The sequence below is a fragment of the Gammaproteobacteria bacterium genome (genome assembly GCA_030680605.1).
Taxonomy (GTDB): domain Bacteria; phylum Pseudomonadota; class Gammaproteobacteria; order SURF-13; family SURF-13; genus JAQBXX01.
In genome coordinates, this window is sequence record JAUXUQ010000002.1 from 163,088 (window position 1) to 176,073 (window position 12,986).

Below are 12,986 nucleotides of genomic sequence, written 5' to 3' on the forward strand. Positions count from 1 at the left end.
CTGCATTGCTCTTTGACTTGTATCTTGTATCTTTTCCCTTGTATCGTGTCCCTATGTTAAAGAGGCAACAACTTGGTCGGTCACGCCGTTGGGTGGTCAAGATCGGCAGTGCGCTGCTGACCAACGAGGGGCGTGGACTCGACCTGTCCGGCATCGGCGCCTGGGTGGAGCAGATGGTTGCACTCAGGCGCGCAGATGTCGAGCTGGTGCTGGTGTCATCAGGTGCAGTGGCCGAAGGGGTAAAGCGGCTGGGTTGGCGTCAGCGCCCGAGCGCGCTATATGAGCTGCAAGCCGCCGCTGCCGTGGGACAGATGGGGCTGGTACAGGCCTACGAGTCCTGCTTCCAGCGCCATGGCATGCACACCGCCCAGATACTACTGACCCATGATGATCTTTCTAACCGCAAGCGTTATCTCAACGCGCGCAGCACACTGCGAACCTTGCTCAAACTCGGTGTGGTGCCGGTGGTGAATGAGAACGATACGGTGGCGACAGAGGAAATCCGCTTTGGCGATAACGATACCCTGGCGGCACTGGTAGCCAATCTGGTTGAGGCGGAGTTGCTGGTGATTCTTACCGATCAGCCTGGCATGTTTGAGGCCGATCCACGTGTTCAACCGGACGCCAAGCTCATCCACGAGGCCCGGGCGGGGGACGCCAGCCTGGAATCCATGGCGGGGGGTGGCTCAGGGGCATTGGGGCGTGGCGGCATGCTGACCAAGGTGCGGGCTGCAGCGCAGGCAGCGCGTTCCGGGGCCTCTACCCTGATAGTCTCTGGACGCGAGACAAATGTGCTGCTGCGTATCGTTCAGGGTGAGGAAAGAGGTACGTTGCTTTATTCCAGCGAGGATCCGCTGGCGGCGCGCAAGCAGTGGCTGGCCGGGCAGTTACAACTGCGCGGGCGGCTTACGCTGGATGCAGGTGCAGCCAAGGTGTTGCGCGAGGCGGGCAAGAGTCTGCTGCCGGTGGGTGTAGTCGCTGTGGAGGGTGTATTTGCCCGCGGTGAGGCGGTGGCCTGCCTGGCGCCTGACGGCAAGGAGGTCGCCCGTGGGTTGGTGAACTATGGCGCCGACGAAGTGCGTAAAATCATGCGTCACCCCAGCGACAAGATCGCGGAGCTGCTGGGGTATGTGGATGAACCCGAGCTTATCCATCGCGACAATCTGGTGCTGATTTAGAATCAGTTGCTAGTGGCGAGCAACTCATAACCCTGCTTAATGGTAGTTCCTGGCTACTCGCCACTCGCTACTCGCCACTAGTGAGTAGATCGGTTCAAGCCGAAGGCGGAACCGACAAAATAGCTCCCTACGCCAGCACCGCCGGGAGCTGTTTGAGCCAGGTATTTTTTTCCGTTGTGGCCGCGCCGGTGAGCACCATGCCGAGCAATGCATGATCGGCGCTATAAAAAAGCGCACGCACACCATCGCCGAGTTCCTCTACCTCCCACTGTCCCTGCGCGCTGTGCGGTGGCGGTGATACCACCACCGGATGCACCGGTGTCTTCACCAGTACCGGCATGGCAGGGTAACTGACCTCTGTGGGCACGCCGGCCAGCGTCTTGGCGAGTGCGCGCGCACAGGACATGAGCGGCATCACGAACGGCAATACCAGCCCTGCTACCTCCGCACAGTCCCCGAGTGCGTAGATATCGGATTGGCTGGTGAGCAGCTGGCGATCCACCACGATACCGCGGTTCACATCGAGCCCAGCCTCCTGGGCCAGATCGGTGCGCGCGCGCAGGCCCACAGCGGAAAGCACGATATCGGCCTCGAGCACGGAGGCGTCTGCCAGTGTGAGACGGTATCCGGTGTCGTGCTTGGCCACGGCCTGCACCGTGTTGCCAAGGTGCCAGCTCACGCCCAGCCCGGCGAGCGCCTTTTCCAGCGCGCGTCCGGCCTGCTCCGGTATCAGGCGATCCAGCGGCATCTTGCCGGAACCGATGACGTCGACCTGAAAGCCCGCAGCCTGCAGGTCATTGGCAAACTCGCAGCCGATCAGCCCGGCGCCGATGATGGCAACCCGTTTTTTGCCGGTCAGCGCATGCCGGAAACGTGTGTAGTCAGCGAGATCGTTGACGGCATAGACGTCCGCTGCGCCATCACCCGCGAGGGGTGGACGCACCGGGTCGGCACCCAGTGCCAGCACCAGCGTGCTGTAGGCCAGGGTTTCATCGCGCGCCCGGAGGGTGTGTGCGACCGGGTCAATGGCGGTGACGCGGGTCTCGGTCCAGAGGGTGGCATGAAGGTCTGCTGCCATCCTGGCGTTGTCTGCGGTGGCCAGTTGTTCGGGCTGTGTGCCCTTGCTGAGCGCATTGGAGAGCATCGGCTTGGAATAGAAGCGCCCGTCATCGGCGGTAATGATGTACAGAGGGATATCAGTATCCAGTTTGCGCAGCTCGCGCGCCAGGGTATAGCCGGCCAGGCCCGTGCCAATAATAATGACAGGCCTCATGCTGCGACTGCCGGCGCATCCAGTCGCTCGCGCAGGAACTGCGGCAGGGCGCAGGCTGCCCGATGGATGGCAGGGTTGTAGTAGCGCGTGGGGAGGGTCTGCTCGCGCAGGGTGTCGAGTGCTGCACCCTTGCCTGCCAGCGTTGCGCTCCACCAGCCGGATGGGTAGGTGCACTGCGGAAAGGGCAGAGTGCGCACGTCGCTGAAGCCCGCTGCCCGCAGTGCGCCATGCATGGCGCAAATCAGGTCGGCATGAAACAGCGGCGACTCGCTTTGTGCCGCCAGGATGCCGCCGGGTCGCAGCGCACGCCAGCAGTCTTTATAAAAGTCCTCGGAAAACAAGCCGGCGGCCGGACCAATGGGATCCGTACCATCGACGATAATCACATCAAACCGCCCAGCCTCGGCATCGGCTGCCCACGCGATGCCATCGGCGAACAGGAGTTTGGCCCGCTCATCGTGGTTGGAGGCGGTAAGCGCGGGGAAGTATTGCTCGGCGACGCGCGTAACGCGCTCGTCGAGTTCGACCTGGACGACTTCGGTTACGGAATGTTTCAGCACCTCGTGCAGCGTGCCGCAGTCGCCGCCGCCGATGATGAGCACGGTCTTGGGCTGGGCGTGAGAAAACAGCGCCGGGTGCGACATCATCTCGTGGTAGATAAAGTTGTCCCGGTCAGTTACCATCACCAGGCCATCGAGGGTCATCAGCCGGCCAAATCCCTCGGTTTCGTAAATCTCGATGCGTTGATAGGGGGATTGCTCGTCATGCAGTTTGCGTGCGGTCTTGAGCGAGATGGCCGATCCTTGTCCCGCCCATACTTCTGTGTACCAGAGACCGTCCATCGTCATAATGTGAAGTCCTTTTGTGGATAGTGGGGGACACCAGAGATAATAGCAAAATGACTACGCACACGGAAAATTTTTTGGGCAAGGAAGAGACCTGGCCTGTGGCTCAAGCGCGCGAGTTTTACAACATCGCCTACTGGGGCAGTGGCTATTTTGATATCAATGATGAGGGCCATGTGGTGGTTCTGCCACAGCCTGGGACAGGGGCGGGCGTTGATCTTTACCGTCTGAGCGATGAAATCAGGGCGGCCGGACTTTCTCTTCCGGTACTGGTACGGTTTTCGGGCATTCTGCACCAGCGTGTAGACACGCTATGTGAGGCTTTTGCCCGCGCGATGGCGGCGGATAACTACAAGGCGGACTACACAGCCGTCTATCCCATCAAGGTCAACCAGCAGCGACGCGTGGTAGAGGAGATTGTCCGGCATGGTGGCGGCCGTGTAGGGCTGGAGGCAGGCAGTAAACCCGAGCTGATGGCGGTACTTGCGCTCTCGGGTATGAATAGTGCCAAGGGCAGTATCGTAATCTGCAACGGCTACAAGGACCGTGAATATATCCGGCTGGCACTGATCGGCAAACAACTGGGCCACCGGGTGTATATCGTGGTCGAGCGGCTGTCAGAACTGGATCTGGTGATAGCGGAGTCGCGTGCCCTGAATATTGCACCGCTCATTGGCGTGCGTGTGCGGCTGGCCTCCATCGGCGCGGGCAAGTGGCAGAACACCGGGGGTGAGAAGTCAAAATTCGGACTTTCCGCTACCCAGGTGCTGCGGGTGACTGAGCGGCTGCGGCAGGCAGGTATGCTCGACGCCTTCCAGCTCATGCATTTTCATCTCGGGTCGCAGATCGCCAACATCCGCGACATCCAGCTCGGCATGCGCGAATGCGCACGTTACTACGCTGAACTCCGGCATATAGGTGTGGATCTGCGTTGTGTGGATGTGGGGGGTGGGCTGGGCGTGGATTACGATGGCACCCGCTCGCGCAATTTCTGTTCAATGAACTATAGCGTGCAGGAGTATGCCGACAACGTGGTGCATGCGCTGCATGAGATATGTGCCGAGCAGAATATTCCCCAGCCAAACATTATTACAGAATCTGGCCGCGCCATGACGGCGCACCACGCCATGCTGATCACCAATGTCATTGACGTAGAGCAGGCGCCGCAACCCGCGCAGATAGCGGCCGCCACCGCCGACGAGCATCCGCTGATTCAGGAGTTGTGGCGCGTCCTGGACCGGATATCCGCGCGCAGTGCGGCTGAGGCGTATCATGCCGCCGTGCACAGGCTGTCCGAGGCCAACGTCATGTTCAGTCAGGGCACGCTTGACCTCGCGCAACGTGCGCGTATTGAGCAGATATACTCTGCCATCTGCTGGCGGGCACGTGATTTCTTCCAGGCCGGTTCACGCATGCAGCGCGAACTGCTCGATGAGCTGAACGAAAAGCTCGCCGACAAATACTTTTGCAACTTTTCCCTGTTCCAGTCCATGCCCGATTCATGGGCAATAGACCAGATATTCCCCATTATGCCGCTGCACCGGCTGGATGAGCGCCCGACGCGCCGCGCTGCGCTGCAGGACATTACCTGTGATTCCGATGGGCGCATCGATTTGTATGTCGATGGCGAAGGGGTGGAGACCAGCCTGTTGCTGCACCCCTTGCACAGTGATCAGCCCTATCTGCTGGGTATTTTTCTGCTGGGTGCTTATCAGGAAATCCTGGGCGATATGCACAACCTGTTTGGCGATACTGACTCAGTACATGTCGAGCTGGCGGCTGATGGAGGCTATCGGTTGGCGGAGCCCTTGCGGGGGGATACGGCCGAGACAGTATTACGCTATGTTAACTTCGATGCAGAAGACCTGTTACAGAAGTTTCGCAAGCAGATTGAGACGGCGCAGCTGACGCCGGACGAGCGGCAACTGTTTTTGCACGAACTGCGTGAGGGGTTGAGCGGTTATACCTATCTCGAAGACTAGGGTGGTTCAGATACGGTACCGGCTATGGTGTTCTCCTATTATCATCGCTTAAGCAAGCGTCAACAGCAGGTATACCAGCGCAGTGACGCTATCAGCGTCATCGTGTTGCCGGAGGGTGCCGGGTTGCAGAGCGTAACGGCAGCGCTGGCGCAAGCGCTGGAGCTGGAGGATCGTGCTGCAGCAGAATCCACCTGCCAACGTATTGCCGACGGGATTGCCGAGCGGCTAAATGTTACGTCGCTACGGATAAAAGTTCTTGCCCGGCGGCCCAAGCTGCAGGGCGGGGAGCTGCACGGCATCTATGAGCGTACGGATACCGCCAAGGCAACCATCAAGCTGTGGATGCGTACCGTCGAACGCCGCCAGGTAGTGGCCTTTCGCACCTTCTTTCGAACCCTGATCCACGAGCTCTGTCACCACCTGGACTACGAGTGGCTCAAGCTCACAGATTCACTGCACACCGAGGGTTTTTATAAGCGTGAATCGAGCTTGGTGCGCCAGCTTGCCGGAGCACATGAAGCGCTCGCTCAAAAGACGAAGTGCTGAAGGCGTTTGAAATGTGAAGATTGCGGCGAGCTTGGTGTCAGGCCTGTACTTTTTTGCGGCTAAACGGCCACAGCAGTGTTCGACCCTGCCAGGCTACGACGCGGGAAATGGCGCGATCTTTTTGGGCAGGGGTTGATTTTGATCTAGGCCTGGCGCCGAGGCCACTGCTTGCGCACCGCTTCGAATAATTCCCAGGTGGTAAACAGCCGGCCAGCCCAGAGCAGCAGCTTGTTCCGGGGTGCGCGCAACAGCAGTGTGGCGCTTGTTACCGCCAGCAGCGGATGGATGCGCACCGCCTGCACGATGGCAAATCCCATGTCCAGCCACCACAAGCATTTTTGCAGGTTGGATGCGACATAGGATACTTCGCTGCGCTGGGCTGCCGCCTGCGACACCAGGAGCTCGCGCCGCCGTCGCAGAAATTTCATACGCGTATTCATGGCCGGGATGTCAATCGTTCACAGTCCTTGTTGAGTTCCGACAGGGTGACGGAAAACAGCCGTGGCCGGGTCTTGATCTTGTGACGCACCACCAGTGCGGCGATGGCGCCGATACCCAGGTAAAAGACAGTGAAGCCGGCCAGCACATACAGCCGGTGAGTTTCCCAGAAGGCCGCCACGATGAACGCGGTACAGAGCAGCAGGCCCAGTCCGAGAAAAAATACCGACACCAGTCCGTACATGAATAGCTGTCGGATCCTTTCTCCTTCTTCTTCCAGTTCAGTGGAAAGGATTTCTACCCGGGTATGCAGTATCTCGGTAAATGTCGCCAGCAACCGCTGCAACGCGGCCAGTAGCCCGGTCGTGTTGCCGGGTGCCGGTTCTGGGCTGGCGTCGTCGTGCACCATGAGGCTAGCGCCGAGAGATCAGCATGCCGAGCAGAAAGCCCGCTGCGGTGGCAATGGCAACCGCCTGCCAGGGGTTTTCATGGACGAGTTCATCGGCCGTCTCAGCCGCCGCCTTGGCTCGGTCAACCAAGTCGTTCTCTACTTCGTCGAGCTTGCGTCGCGCTGCTTGCAGGCTTTCCTCGGCCCGTGCGCGCACTGCGCCGATATTGTCTCCGGCCTGGTTGGCGGTTACCTTAAGCAGTTCTTCAGCGTCATGCATAACCGCTTTGAAATCCTTGATCAGCCTATCCCTTGCAGGTTGTGTTGTATTAGCCATCGGTTGTTTTTTAGTAGCCATCGCTTGCTCCTTTATGTCTTTTTTTCAGGTTTGATAAAAACAGCGATTGTGTCGCCATTCACATAACAACATCATCAACTCTCAATCTAAGTCCCGGCCGGCGCTCGAGCCGATCCACCCCCATGGTTCCTGAAAATCATTGATCCATAGAAATTCTTATAAATCCACCCTGCAGGTTCACGCGCACTCCGCCCGGGTTACCCAGGTACGCTGGTCACTTTCCCAGCAGCTCTCCGACAGGTTTCAAGTCGTCTACATGGTCGCATACCGCCTTGATGGCCATGAGGATGGGTATGCCCAGCAATAAACCCCACACGCCCCACAACCAACCCCAAAACAGTACGCCTGCGAAAACCACTACTGCATTCATCTGGCTGGCCTTGCTGGTAAGCCACGGCGTCAGCCAAAAACCTTCGAGACTGGTGATAACCAGTGCAATACCGGAGACCGAGAGCGCCATGCCTATTGTTCCGAATTGGAGGAAAGCGGCCAGTGCTGTGCCGATGGTAATGATCAGTGCACCGAGATAGGGGATAGTATTTAATATCGCGGCGGCGATCCCCCAGATCGCGGCATGCTCCAGGCCGATCCACATAAACGCAAGCCAGGTGGCCACCCCCACAAGAATACTGGTGAATACCTGCACCAGCAGATAACGCTGAATCTGGCCGGTGATCTCATCCAGCACATGGAGGGTGATTTTTTTTCTTCTAAAGGTGGGGCCGCTGATTCTGACCAGTTTGCGCCTGAAACTGTCGCCTGAAACCATCAGAAAATATGCGAGAAACATCACTATGGTGGCTTTGGCAGCAAACTCGAGTGCCTTCATCGTTCTGCCCCAAAGGTAGTCCTGGATATTAAATTTTGGCTTTTCGATTTGTACCCGGGCTACCCCCCGCGGGGCGACAGGCAGCGGGGTTGGTGTATCGCTCGCTGCTTGCTGCAGCTCGGTGGTGGCTTTCTGCACTTTTTCGATCGCACTTTCGGACGTTCCCCGATTTATACGCAGCGTCTTGCGAAATTTCTGCGCCGCTTCAGGCAAGCTGGCTATCATTTCGGCGGCTTCATTTTTCAGAGAATAAGCCAGAGAGCTTATCCCACCGACGATACCCATCAACAATACGGCGGCGCCGATGGCGCGAGGAATCCGCCGTTTCTGCATCAAGTCAACGAGGGGAGAAAGAGCATAGCTGATCATCACGCCAAACATCAGCGGGATGAAAACCGCACTGGCCCAATGCAGTGTGAAGATAATCGCAAGCACTGTGAGCAGCACCAGCGACAGGCTGCGCACGTCAACCGGTATGCTGACAGTAGTGGGTTGCTCCGCAGTGCCCGGCGTGGCCGTCCCCTGGCCAGCCAGGGGTTCTTCAGCGTGATTTTCTGCGCCGTCCCGGGTTTCAGGATTCACGGGTGCGACAGATGAAACAGCAGTGATATTCATGGCGTCTTGTCTTGGACAGAGTAGCGTGGATTAGCGAGGCGTAAACCCACCGATGCTGGAGTCAAGCCTTCACCCTCAGCATGCGATTATACAGGCCAAAGTTCATTGAGCGTTTGTTTAGTTCATAAAGAAATAAATAATCACCAACACAAACGCCGGAACACCGAGCAGCCACGCAATCAGATATTTACCCATGACATTTCTCCTTCAAGAAACTACTGTATGAAACCGCCCAGTGGTCGAATAATAGCGACTCTTGCTGGACATTATGTCCAGCAAGAGTCGCGACCGACCGATTTAGTGTTTATGCAGTAAGTCATTCTTAACGGATTTCACACCCTTGACATGGCGCGCAACTTCGACCGCTTTGTTAATGTCGGCCTTGTCATGGACGAAGCCACTTAACTGAACCACGCCTTTGAAGGTTTCGACGTTGATCTCGGCCGATTTCAGGGAAGGTTCATTGAAAATTGCCGCCTTCACTTTGGTGGTAATGATGGTGTCGTCAATATACTCTCCGGTGCTTTCATGTTTTACCGTATGCTCTCCGGCTCCTTCATGTTTTGCCGTCGAGGTGCATCCGAGCATAGGAGCCAGCAGAATGACGAGGAAGAAAGTAGAAACATATTTAAGTTGATTCATGGTGAAACCCTCCAAATTATAATTAAGGAACCTCTGATTAAGTCAGAGGTTCCTGCGGTGCAGGGATGCACCGCCATTTTTCAAACACGGAAGTGTTTGAAAAATGAAGAAAAGCAAAAACCACGTTTTTGCTTTTCGTGCTCTGAGAAGTCCAGGATGGACTTATTCAGAGCTTCCTTAAGCCAAATACCCTTCAATGCTGAAAACATAAAGGGTTCCTACGACACACCCTTGTCGCGATGCTAAAATCCGAACCTCACCTCGCACATTGCTTTGCGACGGATAGCCGCCGCCGGAAAGAAAAAATCTAATCAGCAGGCTATATCATGCCCAGCAGAAATAGAATCAAAACTATCAATAACACCAATCCAAGACCGCCACTGGGGCCATAACCCCATGCCCTGCTGTGCGGCCAGGCTGGAATCGCACCAAGCAACATCAGAATCAAAACTACCAATAGTATCGTTCCTAATGACATTTTATTTCTCCTTGGATACTCTGATGACTAGGCCGCTAGAGCAGCGAAGTCAGTTAGCCGCTTCCGGCTCTTTTACAATCTCAACATTGTCTACTACCGGTGGTGGTACCGGCGGAATATGGTAGATCGCCGCCTGGGATTCCACATATTCCTCGATTTGTGCGTCGGTGAGGGAGAGCAGTTTGTCTTTGCTCACCCAGGCGCCTCGCACATGACTCATGATTTCATCGTAGAGATTTGGATCCCATTGCTGCTCACTCCCGACGATGAGTATCGGACCGATGCGGAGGTTGAGTGCCTGATAAATACGATTGAAGTTGTCGGCAATAAGCTGCTCCTGATTGTCCCAATCACCCACAGTACTTACATCTACGAGATATTTATTTAGATCCATTATTACTTCTCCTGGCCGGTTGAAAATGTGAAGCTGCCCTGATCCATTAAGTGTATTTCCGCCATGGCAGCGGTGTGAGCACTGTGTTCTCTTCTTATGATTTCAACCCCATGGCAACGCGCTTGCCAAGCTCCGGGTCGGCTTTGATAAAGTGATCAACCATGCGCTGCTGGATTGGCTTGATCGCCTTTCCTAAGGAGTCGGAGATGTTGTCAACCAAATGATCTTGTTCCATCTTGCTGAATAAGCGATAGCGTTCGCCTGCCTGGGTGTAGTCATTGGCCAAGGTGATCTTCTGGCGCACGATGTCATCCGCAACGTGATCAACGGCTGGCGTGCCTGTCAGCAGCGCCTCACAAGGCATCCCGTCCGCCGGCGTGTTGGGATCGTAGTTTACCGTTCCGCCACCATGGAACTCATGCTGCATGGCCCCATCACGTTGGTTATTGTTGACGGGCGCCAAAGGCCTATTGATGGGAAGTTGCAGGTTATTTGTGCCCACCCGATAGCGCTGAGTATCGGTGTACGAGAACACCCGGCCTTGCAGAAGCTTGTCGGCTGAAAGCTCGATGCCGGGGACGATAGCGGCTGGAGAGAAAGCGGCCTGCTCCACATCGGAAAAATAATTTTCCGGATTGCGGTTCAGCACTATTTTACCCACCAGCAGCAGCGGAAATTTGTCTTCAGGCCAGGTTTTTGTGGCATCCAGAGGATCGAAGCCCTGTTTCAATTCGTCGGCGATCTCCATCGTCTGGATATTCAGCTCAAACTCCACCGTTGCGCCGGAGGCAATCGTGTCATGCAGGTCGCGGGTGGCGACATCCGGATCTTCCCCGGCAAGCCGGGTCGATTCGCCGCGGTCTATTGTTTCAATCCCGGCGGCGGGTTTCCAATGATACTTGACATAGATCGCCTTGCCTTCTGCGGTTACCCACTTGCAGGTGTTGACGCCGAAACCCTCCATCTTCCTGAAACTCTTGACCGTGCCTCGGTCGGAAAAGAGCCAAACGATCATGTGGGTGGATTCGGGAGTCAGTGAGATGAAATCCCAAAAACGGCTGTTCGCGGATGAGCTGGTGGGGATGTTCGTGTCGGGAGCGGGTTTAAACGCATGTACCATATCCGGGAACTTGACGGCGTCGCGGATAAAGAAGGCGGGAAGATTGTTGCCGACCAGATCGTAATTTCCTTCTTCGGTGTAGAACTTCACCGCAAAATCCCTGGGGTCGCGCACTGTTTCTGCCGACCAACGCGCCCCCACGACCGTGGAGAAGCGGACAAAGACAGGCGTCTGCTTGGCCGGGTCTTGAAAAACTTTTGCGCGCGTGTGGCTCGCCATTGCTTTGTACACCTGAAAGTAGCCGTGGGCACCTGCGCCCCTGGCATGCACCACGCGCTCCGGGATGCGCTCACGGTCAAAGTGCGCGAGCTTCTCAATCAGATGTACGCCTTGCAGCAGGACGGGCCCGCGCTCACCCACAGTCAGTGAGCTCTGATTGTCTGTGACAGGAACGGCTTGATTCGTTGTAAGGAATTTATTTTTCATGGCATATGTTTCTAGGGCTGTTTGACGCCCACGACCAGTAGCAGCGCGCCCGCTACGATGGCCCCAACACCCGCCCAGACCGGGACGTTGACTGTTTCCTTTTCTTGAACAGACATCTCAAGCGGCCCCAGCTTGATGTCGTGAGTCTCCTTGGTGTAACTGAAACTGCCATACGCCAATCCCAGGGTGCCGCCTATGATCAGTGCGAGCGCTGCAATTTTGACTGCATTCATCTTATCTTCTCCTGAAGTGATACTGCTGAATTCACGCCCTATAAAACTCTCCCAGGGCTGCTACAGGGGCTTTCGACCTTGAATGACGCGCACCAGAATCACCACGATCGCGATGACCAAGAGAATGTGAATGAGTCCGCCCAGGGTATACGAGGAGACCAAACCAATTAACCACAGAACAACCAGGATTACTACCAGTGTCTCGAGCATTTTTTTCTCCTCCCGCTGTAATATTAACTACTGTCGATCACGCCAGCAATCGCGTTGCTCGCGGTCGTGAAAGTGCTGCTCATCCCGGCGGCACGCCACCGGTCATTATCCTGTATCAGGAATTCGACTGGATCACGTCGTTGGTGACCTTGACGTGATCGCCGGGGCGCCACGTCGGCGCGTCAGCTACGGTAATCACGCGGCGCGATCCATTCTCCAGCAGGATTGTGATTTCATAACCCGCAGTCGATTTCACCTGTCTCTCGATCATGTTGCCGGCGACTGCGCCACCTACCGCACCAACTACAGTCGCTGCGGTTTTACCTTTACCGCCACCCACCTGACTACCTAGCGCACCGCCCACAATAGCGCCACCAGCTGCGCCCAGTCCGCTGGCTTCACCGCTACGCACAATCTCGCGCACCGACTCGACCACGCCGCATTCGGCGCACTTCATGGAGGATGTATTGTTTGCCACCTGTGCCGGAGTGGTATGGGCATGCACCTGCGGGGCAGCGGGTTTAGTGGTGTTCATTGAAATTTCGGGTGCAGCGTTGCTGCCGGGAGTGCCGAACGAGTCCGGGATCCAGCCCATGATGGCTGCAATTCCGGTGGCGCTGAACAGGATCACCGCGATGCCTGTGATCCACAGCAGCGCGTGGGGCGATTTCTTCACTTGCGTTTCCATGTGGATTTCCTTTCGTGCGGAACCATCTTGAACGACGTTCAAGGCACTGCTATGTGAGGACAGTCTCGTAACAAGAAACGTCGACGCGCTTCGCGTCTGGCGAGGCGCGTCGTCCGCTGGTTATTAGTCGCCGACCTGGCTGCCTATGACGCCACCGACCGCAGCACCGCCAACCGTTCCGACTGCGCTGCCACCGGTAAGGACAGCACCACCGACAGCGCCGACACCGGCACCGATGGCAGTGTTCTTGTCCTGCGTCGACATCCCGCTACAACCACCCAAGCCGAGCAGCACTGCCACGGCCACCGCACTGATTGTAAATCCTTGTATTGTTTTCATTGGG

The 12,986-nt window shown here is 56.7% G+C and carries 17 protein-coding genes; 3 read left to right on the forward strand and 14 right to left on the reverse strand.

Annotation, left to right across the window (positions count from 1 at the left end; translation table 11 throughout):
* The first annotated feature begins 53 nt into the window (after positions 1-53).
* Positions 54-1,178, forward strand: a complete 1,125-nt coding sequence (gene proB / locus Q8L89_02245; protein MDP1707879.1) for a glutamate 5-kinase — start codon at positions 54-56, stop codon at positions 1,176-1,178.
* A 127-nt stretch (positions 1,179-1,305) separates the two neighbouring features.
* On the opposite strand, the gene Q8L89_02250 is transcribed toward proB, so the two are convergent.
* Positions 1,306-2,451, reverse strand: a complete 1,146-nt coding sequence (locus tag Q8L89_02250) for an FAD-dependent oxidoreductase (GenBank protein MDP1707880.1) — start codon at positions 2,449-2,451, stop codon at positions 1,306-1,308.
* The gene (speE, locus tag Q8L89_02255) at positions 2,448-3,299 is read right to left on the reverse strand and encodes a polyamine aminopropyltransferase (GenBank protein ID MDP1707881.1); all 852 of its coding nucleotides are present in this window, start codon (positions 3,297-3,299) and stop codon (positions 2,448-2,450) included. Before speE ends, Q8L89_02250 begins: the two co-directional genes overlap by 4 nt.
* A 50-nt stretch (positions 3,300-3,349) precedes the next feature.
* On the opposite strand from speE, the gene speA reads away from it, so the two are divergent.
* Together speA and Q8L89_02265 are read left to right on the forward strand one after the other, a co-directional pair.
* Positions 3,350-5,278, forward strand: a complete 1,929-nt coding sequence (gene speA, locus Q8L89_02260) for a biosynthetic arginine decarboxylase (protein ID MDP1707882.1) — start codon at positions 3,350-3,352, stop codon at positions 5,276-5,278.
* Positions 5,279-5,302: 24 nt separating this feature from the next.
* Complete coding sequence (locus Q8L89_02265) at positions 5,303-5,824, forward strand: hypothetical protein (GenBank protein ID MDP1707883.1); 522 nt, start codon at positions 5,303-5,305, stop codon at positions 5,822-5,824.
* A gap of 143 nt (positions 5,825-5,967) precedes the next feature.
* Here Q8L89_02265 and Q8L89_02270 read toward each other — a convergent pair whose 3' ends face one another.
* The 12 genes from Q8L89_02270 to Q8L89_02325 form a co-directional block, all read right to left on the reverse strand.
* Complete coding sequence (locus Q8L89_02270) at positions 5,968-6,252, reverse strand: YqjK family protein (GenBank protein ID MDP1707884.1); 285 nt, start codon at positions 6,250-6,252, stop codon at positions 5,968-5,970.
* Positions 6,253-6,260: 8 nt separating this feature from the next.
* Positions 6,261-6,671, reverse strand: coding sequence for a phage holin family protein (locus tag Q8L89_02275; GenBank protein ID MDP1707885.1), 411 nt, complete (start codon positions 6,669-6,671; stop codon positions 6,261-6,263).
* A 4-nt stretch (positions 6,672-6,675) separates the two neighbouring features.
* Entirely contained in the window at positions 6,676-7,008 is a 333-nt protein-coding gene (locus tag Q8L89_02280; protein ID MDP1707886.1) for a DUF883 family protein, read from the reverse strand.
* Positions 7,009-7,222: 214 nt separating this feature from the next.
* Positions 7,223-8,452: an AI-2E family transporter gene (locus tag Q8L89_02285; GenBank protein MDP1707887.1), complete on the reverse strand. Its 1,230-nt coding sequence runs from the start codon at positions 8,450-8,452 to the stop codon at positions 7,223-7,225.
* 297 nt (positions 8,453-8,749) lie between these two features.
* Positions 8,750-9,094 (reverse strand): BON domain-containing protein, encoded by a 345-nt coding sequence (locus tag Q8L89_02290; protein MDP1707888.1) that lies wholly within the window; start codon positions 9,092-9,094, stop codon positions 8,750-8,752.
* Positions 9,095-9,413: 319 nt separating this feature from the next.
* Entirely contained in the window at positions 9,414-9,572 is a 159-nt protein-coding gene (locus Q8L89_02295) for a DUF3309 family protein (GenBank protein MDP1707889.1), read from the reverse strand.
* A 49-nt stretch (positions 9,573-9,621) separates the two neighbouring features.
* Positions 9,622-9,966 (reverse strand): hypothetical protein, encoded by a 345-nt coding sequence (locus Q8L89_02300; protein MDP1707890.1) that lies wholly within the window; start codon positions 9,964-9,966, stop codon positions 9,622-9,624.
* Between the two features lie 94 nt (positions 9,967-10,060).
* Positions 10,061-11,512 carry a catalase gene (locus Q8L89_02305; protein ID MDP1707891.1) on the reverse strand — a complete coding sequence of 484 codons (1,452 nt, stop codon included), beginning with the start codon at positions 11,510-11,512 and terminating at the stop codon, positions 10,061-10,063.
* 11 nt (positions 11,513-11,523) lie between these two features.
* Positions 11,524-11,745: a hypothetical protein gene (locus Q8L89_02310; GenBank protein ID MDP1707892.1), complete on the reverse strand. Its 222-nt coding sequence runs from the start codon at positions 11,743-11,745 to the stop codon at positions 11,524-11,526.
* Positions 11,746-11,805: 60 nt separating this feature from the next.
* The gene (locus tag Q8L89_02315; protein MDP1707893.1) at positions 11,806-11,955 is read right to left on the reverse strand and encodes a lmo0937 family membrane protein; all 150 of its coding nucleotides are present in this window, start codon (positions 11,953-11,955) and stop codon (positions 11,806-11,808) included.
* A gap of 115 nt (positions 11,956-12,070) precedes the next feature.
* Positions 12,071-12,643 (reverse strand): glycine zipper 2TM domain-containing protein, encoded by a 573-nt coding sequence (locus tag Q8L89_02320; GenBank protein ID MDP1707894.1) that lies wholly within the window; start codon positions 12,641-12,643, stop codon positions 12,071-12,073.
* Between the two features lie 123 nt (positions 12,644-12,766).
* Positions 12,767-12,982, reverse strand: coding sequence for a glycine zipper 2TM domain-containing protein (locus tag Q8L89_02325; protein ID MDP1707895.1), 216 nt, complete (start codon positions 12,980-12,982; stop codon positions 12,767-12,769).
* Positions 12,983-12,986: the final 4 nt, after the last annotated feature.

What these genes read in the sequence shown, in the direction of transcription:
- proB (MDP1707879.1), top strand. Translation starts at nt 54, where the DNA reads ATGTTAAAGAGGCAACAACTTGGTCGGTCACGCCGTTGGGTGGTCAAG.
- Q8L89_02250 (MDP1707880.1), bottom strand. Translation starts at nt 2,451, where the DNA reads ATGAGGCCTGTCATTATTATTGGCACGGGCCTGGCCGGCTATACCCTG.
- speE (MDP1707881.1), bottom strand. Translation starts at nt 3,299, where the DNA reads ATGACGATGGACGGTCTCTGGTACACAGAAGTATGGGCGGGACAAGGA.
- speA (MDP1707882.1), top strand. Translation starts at nt 3,350, where the DNA reads ATGACTACGCACACGGAAAATTTTTTGGGCAAGGAAGAGACCTGGCCT.
- Q8L89_02265 (MDP1707883.1), top strand. Translation starts at nt 5,303, where the DNA reads ATGGTGTTCTCCTATTATCATCGCTTAAGCAAGCGTCAACAGCAGGTA.
- Q8L89_02270 (MDP1707884.1), bottom strand. Translation starts at nt 6,252, where the DNA reads ATGAAATTTCTGCGACGGCGGCGCGAGCTCCTGGTGTCGCAGGCGGCA.
- Q8L89_02275 (MDP1707885.1), bottom strand. Translation starts at nt 6,671, where the DNA reads ATGGTGCACGACGACGCCAGCCCAGAACCGGCACCCGGCAACACGACC.
- Q8L89_02280 (MDP1707886.1), bottom strand. Translation starts at nt 7,008, where the DNA reads ATGGCTACTAAAAAACAACCGATGGCTAATACAACACAACCTGCAAGG.
- Q8L89_02285 (MDP1707887.1), bottom strand. Translation starts at nt 8,452, where the DNA reads ATGAATATCACTGCTGTTTCATCTGTCGCACCCGTGAATCCTGAAACC.
- Q8L89_02290 (MDP1707888.1), bottom strand. Translation starts at nt 9,094, where the DNA reads ATGAATCAACTTAAATATGTTTCTACTTTCTTCCTCGTCATTCTGCTG.
- Q8L89_02295 (MDP1707889.1), bottom strand. Translation starts at nt 9,572, where the DNA reads ATGTCATTAGGAACGATACTATTGGTAGTTTTGATTCTGATGTTGCTT.
- Q8L89_02300 (MDP1707890.1), bottom strand. Translation starts at nt 9,966, where the DNA reads ATGGATCTAAATAAATATCTCGTAGATGTAAGTACTGTGGGTGATTGG.
- Q8L89_02305 (MDP1707891.1), bottom strand. Translation starts at nt 11,512, where the DNA reads ATGAAAAATAAATTCCTTACAACGAATCAAGCCGTTCCTGTCACAGAC.
- Q8L89_02310 (MDP1707892.1), bottom strand. Translation starts at nt 11,745, where the DNA reads ATGAATGCAGTCAAAATTGCAGCGCTCGCACTGATCATAGGCGGCACC.
- Q8L89_02315 (MDP1707893.1), bottom strand. Translation starts at nt 11,955, where the DNA reads ATGCTCGAGACACTGGTAGTAATCCTGGTTGTTCTGTGGTTAATTGGT.
- Q8L89_02320 (MDP1707894.1), bottom strand. Translation starts at nt 12,643, where the DNA reads ATGGAAACGCAAGTGAAGAAATCGCCCCACGCGCTGCTGTGGATCACA.
- Q8L89_02325 (MDP1707895.1), bottom strand. Translation starts at nt 12,982, where the DNA reads ATGAAAACAATACAAGGATTTACAATCAGTGCGGTGGCCGTGGCAGTG.